The sequence below is a fragment of the Massilia sp. X63 genome, from assembly GCF_041023745.1.
Taxonomy (GTDB): Bacteria; Pseudomonadota; Gammaproteobacteria; order Burkholderiales; family Burkholderiaceae_D; genus Telluria.
On sequence record NZ_JBFTEF010000007.1, the window covers coordinates 230765 to 253781 of the forward strand.

Consider the following 23017-nt stretch of genomic DNA (forward strand, 5'->3'; position numbering starts at 1 on the left):
GCCTGGGCATGCCTATACTGCTGGCTCATGGCCCCCGACAGTCACGATCTTTTCGCCCGCTGCCCCGACCCGAAGGCGCGCGCGCCGCGGATATGCGCCGGGGATAAAGCCCCCCATGACCGGCTCTACCTGGCGCCGCCCGCGCTGCAGGGCGCGATGCTGGCGCTGGTCCGGCGCGACACCTCGGGGCTGGTGCTGAGCGATGCCCAGCGCCTGTCGCACTTCCCCGCCTCGCCGGTCGTCACGCTGTCGTGGTACCACGGCATGGAGGGGGGAGTGGTGGACGCGCACGGTGGCTGGCGCCCGTTCGGCGCGCGCGTGGTGCTCTCGGGCAGCCACTCGCACCCGCTCGTCACCTGGTCGCCCACCGGCGGCCGCGGCTACATGGCCTGCTTCGCGCCGGACGCCGCGCAAGCCCTGTTCGGCATCGAACTCGCCGCCCTGCAAGACCGCTTCGTGCCGGCGCACGCGGCGCTCGGCGCCGACTGGCAGCCGTTTTTCGAGGCGCTGCTGGATGCGCCCGACGACGCCGCCGCCATGCGGGTGCTGGAAGACCAGCTCGGCCGGCGCTGGCGCAATGCCCAGGGAAGCGCATCGGGCCGCCCCTCGCTGCGCCAGATGGGCCGGCACTGGGTACAGCGCCTGGCCTGGCAGGCGCACCAGTGGCGCGACACCCACGGCACGCGCCAGGTCGAACGCCGCATCAAGTCCTTCAGCGGACGCTCGCTGCGCGAGTGGCAGTCGCTGGTGCGCACCGAAGGCCTGTTTTTCGCGGCCCGCGAACGCTACGAGACCGGCCAGCCCTTCGACTGGGCCACGCTGGCGCTCGACGAAGGCTTTTCGGACCAGGCCCACCTGAGCCGCGTCACCCGCCAGATCTGCGGCTTTCCGCCAACCGAATTCGCCGATCGCTACGTCGAGGACGAATCGTTCTGGATCTACCGGCTGTGGGTATGATCGTCAGGGGCGGCGAGCCTGCTAGAACAGGTCCAGCTGCCCCGCCGCATTCCCGCCCGCCCTGCCCGCGGCGGCCGCCGGACGCGCCGGCACGGTCAGCGGCTTGCGGAACTGCGCGCCATCCAGCCGGCCGAAACGCCCGCGAAACTCCCCCATCCCCAGGCGCTCCACGGCCTTGCTGAAGCGCTGGCGGATCAGGTCGGCCCACACGCCCTCGCCGTGCATGCGCTTGCTGAAGTCGCTGTCGTAGTCCTTGCCGCCGCGCAAGTCGCGGATGCGGTTCATCACGCGCTGGGCCCGGTCGGGGAAATGGGCCTGCAGCCATTCCTGGAACAGCGGATTGACCTCGTGCGGCAGGCGCAGCACCACGTAGTGCGCGCCGATCGCGCCGGCGTCGCGCGCGGCTTCCAGGATGCGTTCGATCTCCGGTTCGGTGACGAAGGGAATGATGGGCGCCACGCTCACGCTCACCGGGATGCCGGACTCGGCGAGCGTGCGGATGGTGCGCAGCCGGCGTGCCGGCGCGGCGGCGCGCGGCTCCAGCGTGCGCGCGATCCCGGGGTCGAGCGTGGTCAGGGTGATGGCGGCGCAGGCTTGGTTCTTCTCCGCCATCGGCGCGATCAGGTCGATGTCGCGCTCGATGAGCGAGGACTTGGTGATGAGCCCCACCGGATGATGGCACTCCTTGAGCACTTCGAGCACCTGGCGCGTGAGTCCCAGTTCACGTTCGCAGGGTTGATACGCGTCGGTGTTGACGCCGAGCGCGATGTGCTCCGGCACGTAGCCCGGCCTGGCCAGCTCGCGCCGCAGCAACTCGGCCGCATTGACCTTGGCGAACAGGCGGCTTTCGAAATCCAGGCCCGGCGACAGGCCGAGGTAGCTGTGCGTCGGTCGGGCGAAGCAGTAGATGCAGCCGTGCTCGCAGCCCCGGTAGGGGTTCAGCGAGACGTTAAAGGGGATGTCGGGCGAGGCGTTGCGCGTGAGGATGGTCTTGGCGTGCTCGTCGGTGACGATGGTCTTGATGGCGGACGCTTCGTCGTCATCGCGCTCCCAGCCGTCGTCGAATGCTTCGCGGCCGTTGACTTCGTAGCGGCCCTGCAGGTTCGACACCGCGCCGCGCCCTTTACGGGCAAGGACCGGCGGCAAAGCAGGCGAACGCGGGCCGAGCATGGTCTGCTCGTCCACGGGCTGGCGCTGGCTTGGTCGGGGGCGATCGGGCACGGCGGCTCCATACTGTATATTTATACAGTATGGTACGCCTTGCTCAGTCGGATTTCAAGTCCGGCGTGGCAGGCGGCACGAAAGCCGCTTGCTGTTGCACAAAACCCTCGAAGGCGTCCAGCAGCGGCTGGAACGGTGCGCCCTCGCCTTCCAGCTGGGCCAGCGCCAGGGCGGCCGCTTCCAGCGAGGACAACTGGTGCGGGGCATGGGCCTTGCGGATGCGGTAGTTCGAGGGCGCGACGTCAACCAGCGCCAGCCGCGGCAGGCGCTGCAGCAGCGGGTTCAGGTACAGCATCTTGCGGCTCTTGCGCCAGGTCGCGTCCAGTACCACCAGGCGCAGCCGGTCCGCCTGCGTCGGCGCCAGGGGTGGCGGTGCCGGCAGGCCGGCGTCGCCCGGGGTGTCCGGATACAGCAGCACCGGCACGCGCCCGCCAGCATGCAGCAGCGCATCCAGTTCGGCGTCATCGAAGGCCTCGCCTACCGACAGCACGCTGCCGGGCACGCTCAGGTGCAGCAGGCGGGCGCTGTTCTTGGCATTGTTGACCTCGAGCGGATGCTGCAGCACCAGCAGCGCCGCGCGCGCCTCCACCCGCGTGATCCAGCGGCAGATGCAGGCCGACTGCGCGCGCAGGCAGGTCGGGCAGCGCGCGCGTTTCACGCCGACCGCGCTCATGGCGCCGCTCATGGTACGAAGCGCCAACCGCCGCCCAGCGCCCGATACAGGTCGACGTGCGCCGCCAGCAGGCTGGCGCGCAGCTGCAGCACGGTGTTCTCGGCGCTGAAGGCATTGCGCTGCGCGTCCAGTTCCTCCAGGTAGGAGGCGTAGCCGTTGGCATAGCGGTTGTGCGCCACCCGCAGTACCTCCTTGGCGGCCGTGCGGCGCGCCTCGGCTTGGAGCAGCTGGCGCCGCAGGCCGTCGATCGCGGCCAGCGCATTCTCGGTCTCGGCAAAGGCGCCGCGCACCACGTTCTCGTACGTGAACACGGCGCGGTCGCGCACGGTCCCCGCGATCTCGGCCTGGGCGCGCAGGCGGCCGGCGTCGAACAGGGGCGCGAGCACGCTGCCGCCGATGCTCCACAGCTCGACGGGCGACTGCAGCAGGCTTCCCAGGCTGTGGCCCTGGGCGCCGAGCGATGCCGTCAGGCGGATCGAGGGCAGCAGCTGGTCGCGCGCCGCGGCCAGGCCGGCGTCGGACGCCGCCACGGCGCGCTCGGCCTGGGCGATGTCGGGGCGGCGCCGCAGCAGTTCCGAGGGCAGGCCGGGCGCGGGCGCCGGCAGGCGCAGGTCCAGCAGCGGCAGGCCGCGCGCCACGGTTCCGGGGCTGCTGCCGACCAGCAGGTTCAAGGCCTGTTCCTGCTGCGCGATCGCGCGCTCCAGCTGTGGCACCACGCCGGCGGTCGCGTGCAGCTCGGCCTCGGCCTGCGACATCTCCAGGCGCGAGCTGTAGCCGACCTCGAACTGGTGGCGCGCCAGCGCGAACGAACGCTCGCGCGAAGCCAGCGTGGCGCGCGCCAGCGCCAACTGGGCGTCCAGGCCGAGCAGATTGAAATAGCCGGAGGCCGTGTTGGCGGCCACCGACAGCGCCGCCGCGTCGAGCGCGGCTTCCTGCGACAGGGCCTCGAAGCGCGCTGCCTCGGTCGTACTGGCCAGGCGCCCGAACAGGTCCACTTCATACGCCGCCTGCACCGCGCCGACCACCGAGCTCACCTCGACCGGCTGGCCGAGCGGGCCGATGGCGCGCGCCCGCGACGGTCCGAAGGACAGGTTCAGCGACGGGACCTGGCTGCTTGCGGCGACGCGCACGCGCGCCCGGTATTCCTGCAGGCGTGCGCGTGCGATGCGCAGGTCGCCGTTGTTGTCGAGCGCGCGCCGCACCAGGGCGTCGAGCCGGGCGTCGCCGAAGGCCTGCCACCAGTCGCGCGCCACGACCGTATCGCTGCCGGGAGCGGTGCGCCATGCGGCCGGCACCTGCAGGGTCGGCGCGGGCGCCGGCTGCGGCGCCATCGCGCAGCCGGCCAGCAGCAGCGCTACGACAAGACAAACGGCGCGCGTCATGGCGCTTCCTTGCTCGCGGAGGCGGTATCGATGGACGCCACCACCGACATGCCGGGCCGCAGGCGCTGCGCCAGCGGCTGGTTCGGGTCGATACTGATCCGCACCGGGATGCGCTGGGCGATCTTGACGAAGTTGCCGGTCGCATTGTCCGGGCTGATCACCGAGAACTCGGAGCCGGTCGCCGGCGCAATCCGTTCCACGTGGCCGCGTAGCGCGGCGTTGTTCAGCGCGTCGACCGTGAAGCGCACCGGCTGGCCCAGGCGCACGTTGGCCATCTGGGTTTCCTTCATGTTGGCGATGATCCAGAGCGTGTTCGGCACCAGGGCGGTGAGCTGGGCGCCGGCGTTCACGAAGGCCCCCTGGCGCACCGTCACCTGCCCCAGCTGGCCGTCGCGCGGCGCCAGGATGCGGGTGTTCGACAGGTCGATCTCGGCCAGGCGCACCTGCGCTTCGGCGTTCGCCAGCGCGGCTTCCAGCGAGGCGCGGCTCACGCCCACCGAGCGCAGGTTCTGGCGCGCGATCTCGAGCGCGGCGCCGGCCTGCTCGCGCGCCGCCACCGCCTGCGCGCGGGTGGCGCGGGCGGCGTCGCGTTCGCGCGCCGACAGCGAGCCGTCGGCCGCCAGTTCCTCCACCCGGCGCAGGTCGGCCTCGGCGCGCCGCGCCTGCGCTTCGCTCGAGGCCAGCGTCGCCTGGCTCTGCGCGATGGTGGCCTGCGCGCTGCGCCTGGTCTGGGCGTAGTTCTCGAGCGCGGCGCGGCGCGTGGCCAGCTCGGCGCGCGCCTGTTCCAGGCGCTGGCCCGGAATGCGGTCGTCGATGCGCATCAACAGCTCGCCCTTGCGCACCGCCTGGAAATCCTGCACCAGCACCTCCACCACGTAGCCGCTCAGCTGGGGACTGATGATGGTCACCTGTCCGCGTACCAGCGCGTTCTCGGTGCTCTGCAGCGTGCTGCGGAAGGGCGGCAGGTTCCAGGCGTAGAGCACGAGCAGCACGCCGGCCAGGGCAATGGCGCCGAAGGCGAGTGCGCTCAGCAGGATGCGGCGCGAACGTTTGTTGGCGGGGGATGTGGACGATTCGGACATATCAGTCGGTCACTGGTTCGGGTGGCGGCGGCGCCCCGGGCGGCGGCGTTGCCGGCACGGGCTGCGGGGCGGGGAAATAATGCAGCCACACGGCGTGCACGAAGATCCATGCGGCGGCGGTGGCGGCGAGTACGGACAGCACGAGGAAGACGTCGTTGTAAGCCAGGATGTTGGCTTCGCGGGTGGCGCTGGCGGCCAGCGAGGCCACGCCCTGGCGGGTGCGGGCGGCGGGGTCGGCCACCAGCTGCCCGACCGCGGCTGCGCCGGACTGGATGCGGCTGGCCACCAGCGGATCGAGGCTGCTCAGGTGCTCGACGATGACCGAGGAATGGTATTTCTCGCGCAGCACCTGGAAGGTGCCGACGATGGCGGAACCGAGCAGGCCGCCCAGGTTCTGGGTCAGGCCGAACAGCACCGAGAAGCTGATCAGGTTGGCCGGGTTGGCGATCACGCTGCCGATCAGGGAGACCACCAGCGGCCCGAGGAACAGGGTGCCGCCGAAGGCGAGCAGGCTCTGGCTCAGGTACATCTGCTCGGCGCGGGTCTGGTTGGTGGCGTGGGCGTCGAGCCAGGCGCCGAGCGCCATGAACACCAGCGAGACGACCTGGGGCGCCATCAGGTGCTTGACGTTGATCGTCAGCGCCGAGACCACCACCCCGGCGACGGTGGCGCACAGCACGATGGCATACAGGGTCTGCAGCTGGTCGTTGTTCAGGCCCACCATGCGCAGGAAGCCGACCGCGCCCACGCTCTGCTCGGACAGGACGATGCGCACCAGGATCATCGACAGCGCCAGGCGCAGGATGTTCGCGCTGGTGAAGAAGCGGATGTTCAGCAGCGGATTGGTGCGGTTGTGCTCGACGCAGATGGCGGCCGCCAGCAACAGCATCGAGGCCGCCAGCGCGACCCCGATCCAGGGCGCCTCGAACCACCACAGCACCCGGCCGAAGCTGAGCGCCGCGCACAGCAGCGCCATGCCGGGCGCGAACAGGGCGAAGGTGACGAAGTCCATCGGGCGGAAGGCCTGGAAGCGGTCGCCCGGCGGCAGCTTGAGCATCAGCACCGCCGCCAGCGAAACCAGGGCCAGGCCCAGCTCGAACATGTACAGGCCGCGCCACTCGGCGATCTGCAGCAGGTCGCCGGAAAAGATGTAGGCCAGCGGCAGCGCCAGCTGGGCGCAGCCGAGCGCCAGCGCCATGCCGCGCAGGCGCCACTCCTTCTTGAAGGCCTGCAGCACGTAGTACAAGCCGAGCGGCGACACCGCCGCCGCCAGCATGCCGTGGGCGGCGCGCACCGCGATGGCCGAGCCGAGGTCGCCCACGAACAGGTGGGCAAAGGTCACCAGGGCATACAGCACCAGGAAGAACTCGGTGAACAGGCGCAGCCCGAACTGCTGGCGGAACTTCACCAGCAGCAGGTTCATGGAGGCGTTGGCCATCACGTAGGCGGCCGGCAGCCAGGTGGTTTCGGTGGAATAGGCGCCGAGCGTGCCTTGCAGGTTGACGAGGTTGACCGAGACCAGGGCGTTGCCGAGGCCGCCGGTAATCGTGATCAGGATGCCAACGAACAGGTAGGCGAAACGCAGCGGGGTCGGATGGGCAGGCGTGGACGGAGAGCCGGGGAGCATCGGCTTCTCATCAGGCGCCCATTCGCGCGGCGCGTACTTGCTCATCCGATCATCCCTCGGCTCCCTTGACAGGTTGTCATGATAACCGTTCACGAAAAACCACGTCGGACACCTGCCGGAGGCGGCCGCAAACGCTGGCGGCGTGATCACTTTGGCATGGCACGAAAATTTACCCTCAGAATTGCCACAACGAGTATTGCTCTGTGTTTTCTACGTACCTAGAATCAATTTATGCCATGCGGAAATTTGTTCCGTATTTGCTTCAACTGGTCGTCGTCGAAACAGAGTCAACATGGTCCAACGCTTCACGCTCCGCAACCTGCTTGCCGCCGCCCTGGCGGCTGCCGCGATGATCCCCGGGATCGCCGTGCAGCAGGAGTTGCAACTTGATCACCGGATGAACGAGCACATCGAGCAGGTACCTGCCGGCCCGCAAGGTCGCGCCATGCTCGAGACCACCGTGTTCCAGCCGAATGGGCCGGGGCCCTTCCCGCTCATCATCATCAACCACGGCAAGGATCCGGGCCGCCCCAACCTGCAGCCGCGCGACCGCTTCTATCACATGGCCACCGCCTTCGTGAAACGCGGCTACGCCGTGATGGTGCCGATGCGCCAGGGCTTCGCCAATTCGACTGGCCGCTACCGCGACTTCGGCTGCAACATGACCGCCAACGGCTATGCCCAGGCGGAAGACATCGCCGCCACCCTCGCCTATGCGCGCCAGCAGAAATGGGTCGACGCCGACCGCATCGTGGTCGCCGGCCAGTCCTACGGCGGCCTGGCCACCATCGCCCTCGGCACCCAGAAACTGCCGGGCGTGCGCGGCCTGATCAACTTTGCCGGCGGCCTGCGCGACGACAGCGACCGCTGCGCCTGGCGCTCGGCGCTGGTGGCGGCCTTCTCGGAATACGGCGCCAAGTCGAAGCTGCCGACCCTCTGGATGTATGGCGAGAACGATTCGCTGTTCGGTCCCGAACTGGCGCAGCGCATGCATGCGGCCTTCGAACAGGCCGGCGGCAGCGGCCGCCTGGTGGAGTTCCCCGCCTTCAAGCGCGATTCGCACGGCATGCTGGCCAGCCGCGACGGCGAGAAGGTGTGGCTGGACGACACCATGCGCTTCCTGGCCCAGGTCGGCATGCCGACCAAGGTCATCCACGAGGTACCGGCCCCGCCGACCCCGGCGCGCACCGATTACGCCAGCGTCGACGACGTCGAGGCCGTGCCCTTCCTGTCCGAGAACGGCCGCCGCGCCTACCAGGAATACCTCACCAAGATGAGCCCGCGCGCCTTCGCGGTGTCGCCGAGCGGCGCCTGGACCTGGGCCGAGGAAGGCGAAGACCCGGACGGCCGCGCGCTGGCCACCTGCACCGCCAAGAGCACGGAGCCGTGCCGGCTGTACTCGGTGGATGACTACGTGGTGTGGAACGGCGACATCGACCAGGCCGAGAAGGCCTCGATGACGGCCTCGGTCACGCCGGCGCCGAAGCCGGTTGCGGACCCGAATGCGTCGGCGCCGACGACCTCGATCGGTTCCAACAAGGCCACGAACTAGTAGGGTGGTCGGCTGTGCCGACCGCGCGTTCAACGCAGGTCCCCGAAACCGCGACATTGTTCGATACGTGAACACTTGTCGAACGCGCGCTCGGGAGGACCCGACCGCCCACTGTCAAGCAAGCTACGCACTGTTTCTGTGCGTAATATCCGGCACCCGCCAGGATTCCGACCCAGCGCAAACCGCGCCCTGCCGCCAGCTCCGACAATGGCCCTGACGCCATCCCGGAGAATTGCATGTTTCGCATCACTCACGCCCTGCTCGCGCTGGCCGCGCTCTGCACCTGCGTGCCCGCGCCGGCAGCCAACAACGACCCCGTCATCCTGGTCCACGGCTTCCTCGGCTTCGGCCCGGACACCTTCGAGCACAGCGGCTTCAACTACTGGGGCGGCTACGGCGACATCGCCTCGCACATGCAGGTCTACCGCGGGCCGCGCACGGTGTTCGCGGCGGTGGTCGGCCCGGTCAGCTCCAACTGGGACCGCGCCGCCGACCTGTATGCCCAGATCAAGGGCGGCTGCGTCGACTACGGCGCGGCCCACGTGCGCAAGTACGGCCTGCCCGGCCAGCAGCAGCAACCCGCCGGCAAGTGCTGGGCGGCCGACCCCAGGAACAACCCCGAGAACTACCCGCTCGCGCTCTACCCGGCCTGGGACGCCGCCCACCCCGTCCACTTCATCGGCCACAGCCAGGGCGGCACGACCATCCGCGCCCTGGTCGAGCTGCTCGAACACGGCTCGCCCGAGGATGAAGGCGGCCACACGCTGTTCAAGGGCGGCAAAGTGGGCTGGGTGCGCAGCGTGAGCACGATCTCGGCGCCCCACGACGGCACCACCTTCGCCGACGCGGTGCTGAACGTGATGCCGCCGCTGCAAACGCCGCTGGGCGAGCTGCTCAGGCACCGCTGGGCCAACTGGGAACTGTCGCCGGACGGCGCGCGCGAATTCAATGCCTGGGCGCGCACCTCGCCGCACATCTACTATTTCTCGCTGGGGACGGTGGCCACCGAAGCCGGCAGCTGGTGCTGCAACGAGACCGACCGCGCGATCGCGCCGATCCAGACCATCTCGTACCAGTATCCGCGGCTGGACATGATCCCCGCCTTCAAGGGCATGGCCGGCGAATGGATCGTGCCCTCGGCCCTGCAGAACGGGCTGGGCGGCTACACCCAGCAGGGTGCGGGACGGGTGCGCATCGACAGCGCCTGGTTCGCCAACGACGGGGTGGTGAATACGGTGAGCATGCGGGCCCCCGCCGGGCACCCGGTGCGCGCGTACGACGGCAAGCCGGTCAAGGGAGTGTGGAACTTCCTGGGGAATTACAAGGGCTACGACCACTTCGACATCCTGAACTGGCCGAACCCGGGACCGTCGGCCAATCCGGTGTACGAGCGGATCAGCGACATCATCTTTGCTTTGTAGGATGACTTAACGCAAGAGCCTTCTTTTAACTCGCACGTATCGTGGCTGGCGGTTTCATTCAGGAATGGAGCACGTCAGCATGAGCACCGAATTGACGGAACGGATCGCGGCAGCGCTTGCCGAGTTTTCGGGTACGACCAGGTTCCTCGTTCTCACGATCGGCGATCAGGCGCGGGACGTCGCCTCATCCACCCTGCTCGTCGAAGCCTACGCCGCGGATGATTCCCTGCTCGGCATTTCCACGTGCGAGGTCATCGCACTGTCCACCAGCGCGCATCTGGACGTCGAGTCGCTGCTGGGCCAGCCAGTGGCACTCGGGATCACGCTTGCCGACGGCAGCCTCGAACGTGTCGGCGGCGAGATCGGCGCCATTGCCACGCTCGGCAGCGACGGAGGGCTTGCACGCTACCGCATCCGGATCACGCCATGGACGTGGCGGCTGGCGCATGCGCGCAACAGCCGTGTCTGGCAAGACAAGTCGATCGTGGATATCGTTGACGAAATATTCGCCGCCTACTCGCCCGGAGCAAGATGGCGCTGGAGCAGCGACACGGCGCGAGTGCTTGCCACCGTGCCGCTGCGCAGCTACTGCTGTCAGTACCGCGAATCGGATCTGGATTTCGTGCGCCGGATTCTGGCTGACGAAGGCCTTGGCTGGCGCATCGAACAGACCCGAGACGGCCCTTGCCTCGTGTTGTTTGCAAACAGCACCAGCCTCGACGCCATGCCACACGATCCGGGCTGCCGGGACGGCACAAGCGTCCGCTATCACGGCGCAAGCGCAGTGGAGCAGAAGGATTCGGTGCAGGCACTCGTGGCGCACAGACGCCTGCATGCCTCGCTGACCACCTTGCAAAGCAGCGATTACAAGTCCGGACGGCTGGTCGGCGCATCTTCCCCCTCGTTTATCCATGCTGCCGGCTTGCCGGAACTTGAATCCTACGATGTCCCAGGACAGTACGCCTTCGCGGATCTTGCGCAGGCGCGACGACATGCCAATCTGCAGATGGAAGCGACCGAAGCACGCAGCCAGCTATGGCAGGGCCGCTCCACCGTGCGCACGCTGCGTGCCGGGACGCGGCTGACGGTCGAAGCGACATTCTTGCAGCGGCTGGGCGGTACGGCAGGGTTCACCATGTCGCGCGTGCGAAGCGTCGGCGTGAACAATATGCCCCCGCCGGCACAGCAGGCCTTGGCCGAACTCTTCGGTCCGCTCCCCGAGCTACTGGAAAAGACTGTCGAGGGCCGTCTGGACGAGCTTGCACTACTCATCGACCATGCTCGGACGTTTGGCTATGCCAACGCCTTCGAAGCGATTCCTGCGGAGATCCCATGGCGCCCTCAGCTGTGCTGCGACGACGACCGCATCAGGGCCAGGCCGACTGCGCGTGGCGCGCAGACCGCGATCGTCATCGGGCCGGATGGGAACACTGAGCCGATCGGCAGCGACGAGGTGTACTGCGACCGCCTGGGTCGCATCCGCATCCGGTTTCACTGGCAGGACAACAGCAATGCCAGCTGCTGGGTCCGGGTTGGACAGCGCCTGGCGGGCGCGAACATGGGCAGCCAGTTCCTGCCCCGAATCGGGCAAGAAGTGCTGGTGCAGTTTATTGAAAACGATATCGACCGGCCGGTCGTGGTCGGGGCACTGTACAACGGCAGGGGCGAAGGCGGTATCGCCGCTACGCCAGGCGGCAGGCGGAACGAGGACAGCAGGCAGGAGTGCTTTGGCCGGGCGCATGACCATTCCTGCTCGGGACAAGGCAATCTCACGGCAGGAAACAGCCCCGTATGGCACGGCGCTTCGGCCGGCGGCGATGGACACCGCAACGCGGCGGCACAGTGGGGTATTCGCACTGCCGGACTTGGTCGAGCGGGATACAACCAGCTGCTGTTCGACGACACCGATGGGCAAGGCCGCGTCCAGCTCAGGAGTACAGCGTCCGCGACAGAGCTGAACCTGGGACACCTGCACCACGCCGCCGACAATTATCGCGGCAGTTTCCGCGGACGCGGCGCCGAACTGCGCTCCGACGCGTATGGGGCGGTGCGCGGGGCAGCGGGGCTCCTAGTGTCGAGCCACGGAATCACGCACGACGCGCGGTCCCGCGATCCCGCCGGAGCCGACGAAGCGGGAATCGCGCTCGCCCGCCAGGCTGCTGCTGCCGTCGGCACGTTGCACGCCGCAGCGACTGCCCATCGGACGGTAGGACTGGCGACCCATGCCGGCGCTGGGAAGCCGAACGCAAGCCTGCTGAACGTTGAAACTGCGCCGCTGGAGGCGTTTGCGCGCACCGTGTCTGCAAGCGTTAACGGTACTGGTGCGGCCGGCGCCTCGGCGGAAGACCCGGGGACGGGCAAATTGCCGCATCCAGACGCACCCGTCCTCGTGGTCTCCGCGCATGGCTCCCTCGGGGCCGCTGCTGGACAAGATTTGCAACTGGCAAGCGGCGATACCACAGCCCTGATGAGCGTACAGGATACGCAGTTACTCGGCGGTGCCGACCTGCGCATCCATGCCGGCCAGGCGATCGGTGCGCTCGGGGCGGCGGTAAAGGCTGGTACGGACGGCATCGGCTTGCAACTGATCGCTGCAAAGGACGCGGTCGATCTTCAAGCCCAGGCGGATACGTCCACCGTCCAGGCACGCGACGACATCCGTGTCATCAGCGCCAACGCGCATGTCGACTGGGCTGCCGCACAACGGATCGTCCTGTCGACCGCCGGTGGCGCGAGTCTCACCATCGAGGACGGGAATATTGGTGTGCAATGTCCTGGGAAGCTCACAGTGCATGCAGCCACGAAGAGCCTGACGGCCCCGCAACGGCTGGGCTATCCGATGCCTGCGCTTCCGCGCAGTATCTGCGTCCAGTGCCTCAAACGCGCGCTTGCCGCAGGTGCGGCCTTTTCCATGGTGGAGTGAGATGCTGACCGATCCGTTTATTGGCACCTGGCTCGACACCTTGCGGCTGCGGTTTCGGGAGCGTCCTGCCGCTCACGAACTCCATCTGCTCATCGACGGCGCATTCGTTCCCGGCCTGCACCGGCACCTCGCTGCCAGTAGCAAAGCCCTGCTGTTCTACGGGCTGCCCGGGAGCGGGCCGCACACGCTGGATGTCTCTCCTTTTGTCCTTCGCTTCGATCCGGCCAGCAGGGAAGTCGAGGCCGTGTTGCGCAAGTGCCTGGCATGGCCCATGGTGAACGTGATCGAAACGCCTGAAGCCTGGCAGGGCCTGGCGGCACGGCTGGCGGCGTGGTGCGTCATCGAAGCCGATGGCCAGCGCTTCAATTTCCGTTTTGCCGATACCCGGCGCCTTCCGGCCATCCTGAAAACACTCGACCAGACGCAGCGCCGGCAATTCTCCGGCCCTGCCGTGAGCTGGAGCTATATCGCGCGCGATGGCGACTGGCGGACGCGGGCCCTCGACGGATCGGGTCAAGCAGTGGCGAGCGCTCCACGACTCGACGATGCCCAGTTCGGCGCGCTGGTCGAAGACAGCCGGGTCGACGAAATACTGACCCGCGTCGCCCCCGGCCCCGATCGCGACACTTTCTTGCCATCGAAAGCCCATGCGCTGATTGCATCGGCACTGGCATCGGCAAGCAAAGCCAGCCTGAGCGACAGCGCCCTGGTCGACTGGTGCGAGTGGCTTTGGGCCCGTCGCGCAAAGGATGACATCGGGAATATGGCGGAACTGCTCGAGATGTGGAAAACACGTGCCCTGTCCGATGGAGGCCGCTGATGAGACTCACGACCACGGTGTCATGCGTGCTGTGCCTTCTCGGCCTGGCTGCCCTGCCCGGTTGCCGGCCGTCGACTGCAAACGTCAGCCTGCACGGCGTGAACTACAGCGACCGCGAATTCAGCTATTTCATTGCCGATCCCGAAGACCCGAATAAAACCACGGGCGGCGAGCACATCGCTCCGTTCGCCGGCGGCGGCACGACCTGCTGCGCTGCGCTGCCATCGAAGTGGAAACCCGGCACCAGGATTCGCCTCACGACCATTCACTGGCTGACGAAGCGCGCCGACGGAAGCCTGCCGGAGGTAACGGAAGAACACGAAGTCGAGGTGCCAGAATATGCCGAAGCTGGGGAGCTGTGGGTCGTCAGGGACGCTGACGGGAGGATCAGTGTCGTGTCCAGCAATGTTCAGCCGGATCATCCAGCGTGGCCTGGAAAGATCAAGGGGTGGCCAGTTCCATCGCTGGAATATCAGCGTGGGAGATGGGAACTATATCGGAAATTGGCCGAACACAGCATCAATACCCATCGGTCCTTGGTGACCAAATTGGAACAAGACCCCGAGAAGGAAGCCAGAGAAGCGTGGGAATACGCTAAGGATCGCCACCCCTCTGACTTAGTGGGGTTCGCAGGTCCAAACGACCCGCGTTATATCCAACACCTGAAAAAGGATTACACCGATGGACTGAACAATAGTAAGGCGAGACTGGACGAGATTATGAAAGCAAAGCCATGAGCACATACCTTTCCGCAGCGCTAGGAAAAGAATTCGAAACACCTTTTACGCGTGAACTGTTCTTCGATCAGCGGGATGAAAAGGAACTCACGCGTCTAGAAGCAAGAGAAACTGCACCCATTTGCTCACCAAAATCCTCCTGCAACACCAACCTGTTCTTCGGCTTCTTCTTCGACGGCACAGGCAACAACTACCTCGCCGCCGAGAAGGCCAAAGACCACTCGAACATCGCGCGCCTGTATGACTGCTTCCCGGGCATGAGCGTCCCTGGCGTCCTCCCCAGATCGATGGACTGGCATTTCAAACCGGAGCAATACAAGCACTTTTTCAGGGTCTACGTGCCCGGGCCAGGCACGGAATTCTCGCAGGCAAAGGACAGCGGCGCCGGCATGGACAAGCTGTTCGGCAACGCTTCGGGCCGCCTGGGCGAGCGCCGCATTATCTGGGCGCTGATCCAGGCGATCAATAACGTGCATCGCTTCTTCCTTGGGTCGCCGATGATCCAGCAGGCGGAAATCAACAACCTGTTCGACACGATCTCGCTCACCCGCAGCACCCGTTGCGTGGTCGACGGCCGGTATGGACCCGATGCCGACATGAGCGGCTCGGCCGTCGGTACGCATACCAGATACATGTTGAACCGCTTGCTGGCGCGCCTGCACCAGGCAGTCCAGCTACACTGGATAGACAAGCGCAGCGGCAGGCCGGCAAAGACCGATCCGGGCGTCGTCAAGACGATCTACATCTCCATTTTCGGCTTCTCCCGCGGCGCCACCCAGGCACGTGCCTTCGCAAACTGGCTCCAGACCCTGTGCCGGCTCGACGCACAACTGTGCGGCGCGAAGAAGATGTCGCTCGGCGGCTTCCCGGTGAGCTTCGATTTCCTGGGCATTTTCGACACGGTCGCCTCGGTCGGTGTCGGAAGCACCGTGTCGAGTCAGAATGGCCACGGCGCCTGGGCCGATGCGGACGACAGCCTGCGCATTCCCGCAGGGATGAAATGCCTGCACCTGGTTGCCGCACACGAGCTCAGGCGTAGTTTTCCGCTCGACTCGATTTCGGTGAACGGCGTCGTCCCGGCCGGCTGCAAGGAAGTCGTGGTCCCCGGTGTGCATTCCGACATCGGCGGGGGCTACTGTCCGCGCGAACAGGGGCGCGGCTCCGATCCCAACGGGGACGACATGCTATCGAGAATTCCCCTCATCATGATGTACAAGGAGGCCCGGTTGAACGGGGTCCCGCTGAAACTCGAACTGGCGACAGCGGCTACCCAGGCCAGGTTCGCGATCAGGAAAGAGACGATCCAGGCCTTTAACGCCTATCTCGGCACCTGCATGGAAAAACAAGGCCCCTTGCACCGGATCGTACGCGAGCAGATGCGCAAGCAGATCGAATGGCGTGTCCATCGTCGGGTTTCGGGAAAAAATCCGTTACAGGACAGCCGCAGCTTCCGGCAGGCGTCCGCGTATTACCAGAACGACCTGCACAGCGCAGCGCTGGAGTTCGACGACGAGATCAAGGCCTTCCTATCGTGGCTGCAGTCGAAAGGCGCGCACTTCCGGCCCGCTCCCCAGCATCCAGGTTTTAGCGATCTGCACTATTCGGAGTGGGAAGAAATTGCCACTTTTTGGCACGCACTTGCACCGCCGTGCGAAGCGACGCTCGACCTGTTCGACAACTACGTCCATGACTCGCGGGCGTCATTCAAGCTCAGCGGCCCCGATACCGAAGAGAAGATGCATCAACATCTGCTTTGCTGCGCCAGAGAGCGTGAAAAGGCACTGGCGGTCACCAGCAAGGCGGATCACAGGTCGCGCTGGACGCTGGAAGAACAGCGCGCTGCTGAAGAATATGCGAAGACGAAGAAAATCCCGCGCTTTCGCGTCGCTGGCCATGAACCGTGGGACGGTTCATTCGGCGTCATGGCCAAGGCCGGTTACCTCAGATACAGGAAAATCTACGCCGGAAGCGACACGTTCCTGGTTTCTTGAACGATGACAGCGGAGCCAATCGCCTGCGCATCTGCATCGAGCAGCAGCCCCCTCAATGCACGCTGCGCAGCCCCTTCGCCAGGTCCGACAGCCGATACGGCTTGCTGACAAAAGTGAAGTCCCCCAGCCGGTACTGGTCCAGCTTGAGCGCCGGCTGCGGATAGCCGGAGGCCAGCATTACCTTGATGTTCGGGTAGTTCTCGCGCGTGTACTCGGCCAGCTCGATGCCGTTCACGCCGTTCGGCATGACGATGTCGGTGAACAGGATGTCGACGTCGCGGCTGGCCAGCACGTTCATGGCTTCCTTGCCGCTGGCGGCGGTGGTGACGTCGTAGCCCATGCTCATGAACAGCGCCGAGGCTACGTCCAGCAGGTCCGGCTCGTCCTCGACGATCAGCACGGTCTCGGAATCGCCGTGCGCCACCTCGCGGTCTTGCGTGCTCACGGCCGGCAGGTAGATCGTGATCGAGGTGCCCTCTCCCAGCGTGCTCTGGATGACCACCTCGCCGCCCGACTGCTTGATGAAGCCGTACACCTGCGACAGGCCCAGGCCGGTGCCCTTGCCGGTCTCCTTGGTGGTGTAGAAGGGTTCGAAGGCGCGCTGCGCCGTTTCCGGCGTCATGCCGGTGCCGGTGTCGGTCACCGAGATGCGCACGTAGGGTCCCGGCGCCAGCTGCGCCACCTCGCCCTCCTTCAGCGCTACCGCCGCGGTGTCGATCGCCAGCCGGCCGCCGTCGGGCATGGCGTCGCGCGCATTCACCACCAGGTTGAGCAGGGCCGATTCGAAGCGCGCCGCATCCACCACCGCGCTGCCGGCCTCGGGATCGAGCTTGAATTCGAACGCGATGCCGCCATGCACGGCGCGGCGCAGCACCGATTCGAAACCGGCGATCAGGCGGTTGATGCCGCGCGTTTCGGGCTGCAGCGGCTGCTGGCGGGCAAACGCGAGCAGTTGCTGGGTGAGCGTGGCGCCGCGGTCGATCGCGCGCCGCATGCTGTCGAGCGTCTTGGCGTCGCTGCTGCCCTGCCGCGTCAGGCTCAACACCTCGAGGCCGCTGGCCAGAACCGACAGCAGGTTGTTGAAATCGTGCGCGACGCCGCCGGTGAGCTGGCCGATCGATTCCATCTTCTGCGACTGGAACAGGGCCAACTGGGCCTGCTCGAGCGCTTCCTCGGTGCGCTTCTTCTCGGTGAGGTCGCGGGTGATCTTGGCAAAGCCCAGCAGCGTGCCGTCCTCGTCGTGGACCGCGTCGATGATGACGTGGGCCCAGAAGCGGCTGCCGTCCTTGCGCACCCGCCAGCCCTCGGCTTCGTAGCGTCCTTCGCGCGCCGCCGTGCCGAGTGCGCGCACCGGCAGGCCGCCGGCGCGGTCTTCGTCGGTATAGAAACGCGAGAAGTGGCTGCCGACGATCTCGGCGAAGGAATAGCCCTTGATGCGCTCGGCGCCGACGTTCCAGTTGGTGACCGTGCCTTCGGGCGACAGCATGTAGATCGCATAATCGGTCACGCCCTGCACCAGCAGCCGGAAACGTTGCTCGCTTTCGCGCAGCGCGTCCTCGGCCTGCTTGCGCCCGGTGACGTCGCGGGTGATCTTGGCGTAGCCCAGCAGGTTGCGGTGCTCGTCGTAGATCGGATCGATCACCACATGGGCCCAGAAGCGGGTGCCGTCCTTGCGCAGGCGCCAGCCCTCGGCCTCGTACTTGCCGTGCTCGAGGGCGTGCGCCAGGGCGCGCGCCGGCAAGCCGCTGTCGCGCTCTTCCGGCAGGTAGAAGCGAGAGAAGTGCTCGCGCAGGATCTCGTGCGTCTGGTAGCCCTTGAAGCGCTGGGCGCCGGCATTCCAGCTGGCGATGTGGCCGGACGGGTCCAGCATGTAGATCGCGTAGTCGCTGATGCCGGCGATCAGGTACTGGAACCGTTGTTCGTCGGTCAAGGGTGGCTTGGTGAGTGGTTTCATGACCGGGGTGCGGAATTGTGTAATACGTGCCCTGTGCGCGAAATATCCTATCATAGCGCTACTCAGCAATAGATTGCCACGCGTTTGACCCGTATTTGACTTGCCCGGCTATCAAGCTTGCCGGGAAATCCACATTGACGTTCGATCTGCCGGATTTGACGTTACAATACCGAATTGTATCCTCAGCAGGCCTCTGTTTTCACATGACCCAGGCACCATCCGACTCCCTCGACCTCAGCCGCTGTGCGAACGAACCGATTCGCACCCCGGGAAGCATCCAGCCGCACGGCTTCATGCTGACGCTGTCGCCGGCGTCCGATGCGCAGCTGGTGCTGCAGGCCAGCGCCAACCTGGCGCGCTGGACCGGCATGCCCGCCCAGGAGGCCATCGGCCGTCCGCTGGCGCAGGTGGTGGGCGACACGGCCGCCGGCCGCATTGCCGCGGAGCTCGCGGCCAGCCCGGCGGTGGCGCGGCCCACCTACCTGGGCACCGTCACGGTCGACAACGGCGCCCACTTCGACGTCCTGGCCCATGCCTGGGACGGCCTCTTGATCCTCGAATTCGAAGGGGTCGACCGCCGCCGCGCCGCCGATTTCCGCAACCTGTACCCGCTGATCGGCGACTTCCTGGTCAAGGTCAACCAGCCCGCCTCGATCCCCGAGATGTCCGAGCTGGCCGCGCGCCGCGTGCGCGAAGTGAGCGGCTTCGGCCGGGTGCTGGTCTACCAGTTCGACGCCGACGGCCACGGCCGCGTGCTGGCCGAGTCGAAGCGGGACGGCTACGAATCCTACCTGGGGCAGCACTTCCCGGCGAGCGATGTGCCGGCCCAGGCGCGCGCCCTGTACACGCTGTCGCCGATCCGCCTGATCCAGGATGCGAACTACGAGCCGGCGCCGCTGGTGCCCGAACTGAACCCGGCGACGGGCGCCCGCAACGACCTGTCCTTCGCCGCCCTGCGCAGCGTCTCGCCGGTGCACCTGCAATACATGCGCAACATGGGCACCCTGGCCTCGATGTCGGTCTCGCTCATCGTCAAGGGCAAGCTGTGGGGCCTGATCTCCTGCCACAACGCCGAGCCCTGCCCGGTGTCGGTCGAGAAGCGCACCGCCTGCGAGCAGCTGGGGCAGATCCTGGCGCTCGTCATCGAATCGCGCGAGGACGCCCAGGAACTGCAGTTCCGCCTCGACGTACGCCGTATCATGGTCGAGATGCTGGGCAACCTGACCAAGGGCGCCGATTTCCTCGAGAACATGAGCGGCGTGTTCCCCGAACTGCTGCGCTTCGGGCGCGCCGGCGGGGTTGCCATCGTGGTCGACGACCGCGTGCTGACCTATGGCGACACGCCGGACGCAACGCAGATCCGCGCCCTCAGCGAATGGCTGTCGGTGCACGGCCACACGGAGGTGTTCCACACCGACCACCTGAAGGAAGTGTATCCGCCGGGCGCCGACATGGTGCGCAATGCCAGCGGCCTGCTGGCCCTGCCGATCTCGCGCATCCACCAGCATTACCTGCTGTGGTTCCGCCCCGAGGTGGTGCAGACCATCGAGTGGGCCGGCAACCCGCGCGGCAAGCAGGCCTCGCCTTCCGACCCGACCCAGCTCACGCCGCGCCTGAGCTTCCAGGCCTGGCGCGAAACCATCCACGGCCGCAGCCTGCCCTGGCACGTGGCCGAGATCGAGCTGACGGTCGAGTTCCGCAGCGCCCTGCTGGGCATCGCGCTCGAGCGCGCCGAGCAGATGGCCGAACTGGCCGAGGAACTGGGCCGCGCCAACAAGGAACTGGAAGCCTTCTCGTATTCGGTCTCGCACGACCTGCGCGCGCCGCTGCGCCACATCGTCGGATTCTCCGACCTGCTGATCGAATCGGGCGGCACCGAAGACCCGGAGCGGCGCCAGCGCTTCCTGAAGAACATCAAGGAGTCGGCGCGCCTGGCCGGCAAGCTGGTCGACGACCTGTTGTCGTTCTCGCAGATGGGCCGCGCCGCCCTGCGTCCCACCAAGGTGGACATGAACGACCTGGTGTCGGCCTGCATCGACAAGCTCGGCATGGAAATGCAGGGCCGCAACGTCGACTAGCACATCGAGTCGCTGCCCACGATCTGGGCCGACCCGACCTTCCTGCACCTGGCGGTGTTCAACCTGCTGTCGAACGCCGTGAAGTTCACCGGCGGGCGCGACCCGGCGGTCATCACCATCAGCTCCGAGGACGAGCCAGAATTCACGGTGTTCCACGTGGCCGACAACGGCGCCGGCTTCAACATGGAGTACGTCCACAAGCTGTTCGGTGTGTTCCAGCGCCTGCACCGGATGGAAGACTTCCAGGGCACCGGCATCGGCCTGGCCAACGTGCGCCGCATCGTCGAGCGCCACAACGGCCGCGTCTGGGCTACATCGAAGCAGGGAGAAGGCGCGACCTTCTCGTTCAGCATCCCGAAACAACATTCAACTGAGGCATAGAATGCTCAAGCCCATCCTGCTCGTCGAAGACAACCCGAACGATCTGGAGCTCACCCTGATTGCGCTGGCAAAAAGCCAGCTCGCCAATGAAGTGGTCGTGGTACGCGACGGCGCGGAGGCGCTCGACTACCTGCACCGCCGCGGCGAATTCCGCGAACGTATCCTCGGCAACCCGGCCGTGATCCTGCTCGACCTGAAACTGCCCAAGGTGGACGGGCTCGAGGTATTGAAAGAGATCCGCGAGACCGATGCGCTCAAGAGCATTCCGGTCGTGATGCTGACCTCGTCGAAGGAAGAACAGGACGTGATCCGCAGCTACGAGCTGGGCGTGAACGCCTACGTGGTCAAGCCGGTGGACTTCACGGAATTCGTGCGCGCCATCGCCGACCTGGGGATCTTCTGGGCGGTCCTGAACGAACCGCCGCCGGGCTCGCGCCGTTACATCAAGCCCAAGTGAGACTGGACGCCCTGCTGCCGGCCTGAAGCGGCCTTCTGCTCGCTTGCTTTCTGCTCGCGCTTGGCGCGGCGCAGCAGGTGGCGGATGCGCGCGCTGAGCGCGTCCGGATGGTAGGGCTTCTGCAGCAGGTGCACCGAGGCGTCCAGCTTGCCTTCGTGCGCGAGCACGCCTTCGGCATAGCCCGAGGTGTACAGCACCTGCGCGTACGGCAGGCGGCGGCGCACGATCTCTCCCAGCTGCAGGCTGCTCACCGGGCCCGGCATGATCACGTCGGAAAACACCAGGTCGATGTGGCGGCCGCTGTCGATGATCGCGAGCGCGCTTTCCGCGTCTTCCGCTTCCAGCACCTCGTAACCGAGCGCCGACAGGATGCCGCAGGTCGAACTGCGCACGTCGGGCTCGTCCTCGACCACCAGGATCGTCTCCAGGCCGCCGGCCAGCGGCGTGCTGGCCACCGACTCGATCGCGCTGGGGGCCGCATCGCTGCGCGGCAGGTAGATGCGCACGCTGGTGCCCTGCCCCGGTTCGCTGTGCAGCACGATCTCGCCGCCCGACTGCTTCACGAAGCCATAGGCCATCGACAGGCCCAGGCCAGTGCCCTGCCCGGTCGGCTTGGTGGTAAAGAAGGGTTCGAAGGCGCGCAGCAGCACTTCCTGCGGCATGCCCTTGCCGGTGTCCGCCACCTCGATCATGACGTAGTTCCCCGGCGGGACCTCGGCCGGCAGCGCGGCGCCGGGACCGGCATTGGCGGCGCGGATGGTCAGGGTGCCGCTGCCGGCCATGGCGTCGCGCGCATTGATGGCCAGGTTCAGCAGCACGTTGTTCAGCTGGTTCGGGTCGACCATGGTGCTGCCCAGGCCCGGCTCGATCTCGGTGACGACGCGCGCGCTGGGCCCGAGCACGCGGCGCATCATGTCGTCCATCTCGCGCAGCAGGTGCCCGGGGTCGACCACCACCGATTGCAGCGGCTGGCGCCGCGCGAAGGCCAGCAGGTGCGCGGCCAGCTTGGCGCCGCGTTCGACACCGGACAGGGCCATCTCGACGCGCGCCTTCGCGCTCTCGTTCAGGTTGCCCACCAGCTTGAGCAGCTGCAGGTTGCCGCCGATGATCTGCAGGACGTTGTTGAAATCGTGTGCGACGCCGCCGGTGAGCTGGCCGATCGCTTCCATCTTCTGCGCCTGGTGCAGCGCCGACTGGCTGGCCGCGAGCTGCTCCTGGCTGACGCGCAGCGAGGCGAAGGCGGCGTCACGCTGGCGCCGCGCGATGCAGGCGCCGCTGTGGTAGCGCACGCGCGCCACCAGCTCGCGCGGATCGGGCCACTTCACCAGGTAGTCGTTGGCGCCGACGGCAAAGGCGCGGGCCTTGATCTCGGGGTCGTCTTCGGAAGACAGGACAATGACGGGAACGTCTTCGGTATCGGGATGGGCGCGCAGGCGCGCGGTGACCTCGAAGCCGTCCAGGTCGGGCATGCGCAGGTCGACCAGCACCACCGTGGCGCGCACCTCGCGCGCCACCTCGACCGCACGCGCTGCGTTCGACTCGTAGCACAGGGTGTGGCGGACGCAGCCCTTCAAACCGTGGGCGATGATGTCCTGCGCAAAGGGTTCATCGTCGATGAGGAGAACGGAGCATTCGGGACGATCGTCAATCATTGCGGCGGGCTCACTGATACGACACGATCTTGCAAAAAGGTAAGCTTTGATTCTACTACATTATCCGAACCGTGCGCACGATTGGCCGTCCTGAGCCGTGCGCGCGTAT

Annotated in this window: 17 protein-coding genes; 10 read left to right on the plus strand and 7 right to left on the minus strand. The window is 66.7% G+C overall.

Translation table 11 applies throughout. From position 1 onward, the window contains the following. Positions 1-27 precede the first annotated feature (27 nt). Positions 28-957, plus strand: a complete 930-nt coding sequence (locus AB3347_RS16025) for an AraC family transcriptional regulator (protein ID WP_369092793.1) — start codon at positions 28-30, stop codon at positions 955-957. Positions 958-978: 21 nt separating this feature from the next. Here the strand turns inward: AB3347_RS16025 and AB3347_RS16030 are convergent, their stop codons facing one another. From AB3347_RS16030 to AB3347_RS16050, 5 genes are all read right to left on the minus strand, one after another. After that, complete coding sequence (locus AB3347_RS16030) at positions 979-2127, minus strand: PA0069 family radical SAM protein (RefSeq protein WP_369092863.1); 1149 nt, start codon at positions 2125-2127, stop codon at positions 979-981. A gap of 94 nt (positions 2128-2221) precedes the next feature. Further along, positions 2222-2863 (minus strand): tRNA-uridine aminocarboxypropyltransferase, encoded by a 642-nt coding sequence (locus AB3347_RS16035; protein WP_369092794.1) that lies wholly within the window; start codon positions 2861-2863, stop codon positions 2222-2224. Beyond that, complete coding sequence (locus AB3347_RS16040; RefSeq protein WP_369092795.1) at positions 2860-4233, minus strand: efflux transporter outer membrane subunit; 1374 nt, start codon at positions 4231-4233, stop codon at positions 2860-2862. The genes AB3347_RS16035 and AB3347_RS16040 overlap by 4 nt, the downstream gene beginning before the upstream one ends. Further along, positions 4230-5315, minus strand: coding sequence for an HlyD family secretion protein (locus AB3347_RS16045; protein WP_369092796.1), 1086 nt, complete (start codon positions 5313-5315; stop codon positions 4230-4232). The genes AB3347_RS16040 and AB3347_RS16045 overlap by 4 nt, the downstream gene beginning before the upstream one ends. Before the next feature lies 1 nt (position 5316). Beyond that, complete coding sequence (locus AB3347_RS16050; protein ID WP_369092797.1) at positions 5317-6987, minus strand: MFS transporter; 1671 nt, start codon at positions 6985-6987, stop codon at positions 5317-5319. A gap of 247 nt (positions 6988-7234) precedes the next feature. Here AB3347_RS16050 and AB3347_RS16055 point away from each other — a divergent pair, with 247 nt between their 5' ends. The 6 genes from AB3347_RS16055 to AB3347_RS16080 all read left to right on the plus strand — a co-directional run bounded on the left by AB3347_RS16055 (position 7235) and on the right by AB3347_RS16080 (position 16386). After that, positions 7235-8494, plus strand: coding sequence for a dienelactone hydrolase family protein (locus tag AB3347_RS16055; RefSeq protein ID WP_369092798.1), 1260 nt, complete (start codon positions 7235-7237; stop codon positions 8492-8494). Between the two features lie 236 nt (positions 8495-8730). Continuing rightward, a complete protein-coding gene (locus tag AB3347_RS16060) occupies positions 8731-9915 on the plus strand; it encodes an esterase/lipase family protein (RefSeq protein WP_369092799.1) in 1185 nt (394 codons plus the stop codon). Between the two features lie 79 nt (positions 9916-9994). Continuing rightward, positions 9995-12838, plus strand: a complete 2844-nt coding sequence (locus AB3347_RS16065) for a type VI secretion system Vgr family protein (RefSeq protein ID WP_369092800.1) — start codon at positions 9995-9997, stop codon at positions 12836-12838. 1 nt (position 12839) lies between these two features. Further along, positions 12840-13658 carry a DUF4123 domain-containing protein gene (locus tag AB3347_RS16070; protein WP_369092801.1) on the plus strand — a complete coding sequence of 273 codons (819 nt, stop codon included), beginning with the start codon at positions 12840-12842 and terminating at the stop codon, positions 13656-13658. Continuing rightward, the gene (locus AB3347_RS16075; RefSeq protein WP_369092802.1) at positions 13658-14395 is read left to right on the plus strand and encodes a DUF3304 domain-containing protein; all 738 of its coding nucleotides are present in this window, start codon (positions 13658-13660) and stop codon (positions 14393-14395) included. The genes AB3347_RS16070 and AB3347_RS16075 overlap by 1 nt, the downstream gene beginning before the upstream one ends. Then, entirely contained in the window at positions 14392-16386 is a 1995-nt protein-coding gene (locus AB3347_RS16080; RefSeq protein ID WP_369092803.1) for a DUF2235 domain-containing protein, read from the plus strand. The genes AB3347_RS16075 and AB3347_RS16080 overlap by 4 nt, the downstream gene beginning before the upstream one ends. 52 nt (positions 16387-16438) lie before the next feature. Here the strand turns inward: AB3347_RS16080 and AB3347_RS16085 are convergent, their stop codons facing one another. Continuing rightward, positions 16439-18340 carry a PAS domain S-box protein gene (locus AB3347_RS16085; RefSeq protein ID WP_369092804.1) on the minus strand — a complete coding sequence of 634 codons (1902 nt, stop codon included), beginning with the start codon at positions 18338-18340 and terminating at the stop codon, positions 16439-16441. Between the two features lie 203 nt (positions 18341-18543). On the opposite strand from AB3347_RS16085, the gene AB3347_RS16090 reads away from it, so the two are divergent. From AB3347_RS16090 to AB3347_RS16100, 3 genes are read left to right on the plus strand one after another with little or no spacing between them, the layout of a single operon-like run. Beyond that, entirely contained in the window at positions 18544-20418 is a 1875-nt protein-coding gene (locus AB3347_RS16090; protein WP_369092805.1) for a histidine kinase dimerization/phospho-acceptor domain-containing protein, read from the plus strand. A 42-nt stretch (positions 20419-20460) separates the two neighbouring features. After that, positions 20461-20799 carry an ATP-binding protein gene (locus AB3347_RS16095; protein WP_369092864.1) on the plus strand — a complete coding sequence of 113 codons (339 nt, stop codon included), beginning with the start codon at positions 20461-20463 and terminating at the stop codon, positions 20797-20799. A gap of 1 nt (position 20800) precedes the next feature. Beyond that, positions 20801-21256 carry a response regulator gene (locus tag AB3347_RS16100; protein WP_369092806.1) on the plus strand — a complete coding sequence of 152 codons (456 nt, stop codon included), beginning with the start codon at positions 20801-20803 and terminating at the stop codon, positions 21254-21256. Here AB3347_RS16100 and AB3347_RS16105 read toward each other — a convergent pair. Further along, complete coding sequence (locus tag AB3347_RS16105) at positions 21238-22908, minus strand: response regulator (RefSeq protein ID WP_369092807.1); 1671 nt, start codon at positions 22906-22908, stop codon at positions 21238-21240. The genes AB3347_RS16100 and AB3347_RS16105 overlap by 19 nt on opposite strands. Between the last annotated feature and the right edge of the window lie 109 nt (positions 22909-23017).

Excerpts from the sequence above, each read along its gene's own strand:
- AB3347_RS16025 (WP_369092793.1), top strand. The coding sequence starts at position 28 with ATGGCCCCCGACAGTCACGATCTTTTCGCCCGCTGCCCCGACCCGAAG.
- AB3347_RS16030 (WP_369092863.1), bottom strand. The coding sequence starts at position 2,127 with ATGCTCGGCCCGCGTTCGCCTGCTTTGCCGCCGGTCCTTGCCCGTAAA.
- AB3347_RS16035 (WP_369092794.1), bottom strand. The coding sequence starts at position 2,863 with ATGAGCGGCGCCATGAGCGCGGTCGGCGTGAAACGCGCGCGCTGCCCG.
- AB3347_RS16040 (WP_369092795.1), bottom strand. The coding sequence starts at position 4,233 with ATGACGCGCGCCGTTTGTCTTGTCGTAGCGCTGCTGCTGGCCGGCTGC.
- AB3347_RS16045 (WP_369092796.1), bottom strand. The coding sequence starts at position 5,315 with ATGTCCGAATCGTCCACATCCCCCGCCAACAAACGTTCGCGCCGCATC.
- AB3347_RS16050 (WP_369092797.1), bottom strand. The coding sequence starts at position 6,987 with ATGAGCAAGTACGCGCCGCGCGAATGGGCGCCTGATGAGAAGCCGATG.
- AB3347_RS16055 (WP_369092798.1), top strand. The coding sequence starts at position 7,235 with ATGGTCCAACGCTTCACGCTCCGCAACCTGCTTGCCGCCGCCCTGGCG.
- AB3347_RS16060 (WP_369092799.1), top strand. The coding sequence starts at position 8,731 with ATGTTTCGCATCACTCACGCCCTGCTCGCGCTGGCCGCGCTCTGCACC.
- AB3347_RS16065 (WP_369092800.1), top strand. The coding sequence starts at position 9,995 with ATGAGCACCGAATTGACGGAACGGATCGCGGCAGCGCTTGCCGAGTTT.
- AB3347_RS16070 (WP_369092801.1), top strand. The coding sequence starts at position 12,840 with ATGCTGACCGATCCGTTTATTGGCACCTGGCTCGACACCTTGCGGCTG.
- AB3347_RS16075 (WP_369092802.1), top strand. The coding sequence starts at position 13,658 with ATGAGACTCACGACCACGGTGTCATGCGTGCTGTGCCTTCTCGGCCTG.
- AB3347_RS16080 (WP_369092803.1), top strand. The coding sequence starts at position 14,392 with ATGAGCACATACCTTTCCGCAGCGCTAGGAAAAGAATTCGAAACACCT.
- AB3347_RS16085 (WP_369092804.1), bottom strand. The coding sequence starts at position 18,340 with ATGAAACCACTCACCAAGCCACCCTTGACCGACGAACAACGGTTCCAG.
- AB3347_RS16090 (WP_369092805.1), top strand. The coding sequence starts at position 18,544 with ATGACCCAGGCACCATCCGACTCCCTCGACCTCAGCCGCTGTGCGAAC.
- AB3347_RS16100 (WP_369092806.1), top strand. The coding sequence starts at position 20,801 with ATGCTCAAGCCCATCCTGCTCGTCGAAGACAACCCGAACGATCTGGAG.
- AB3347_RS16105 (WP_369092807.1), bottom strand. The coding sequence starts at position 22,908 with ATGATTGACGATCGTCCCGAATGCTCCGTTCTCCTCATCGACGATGAA.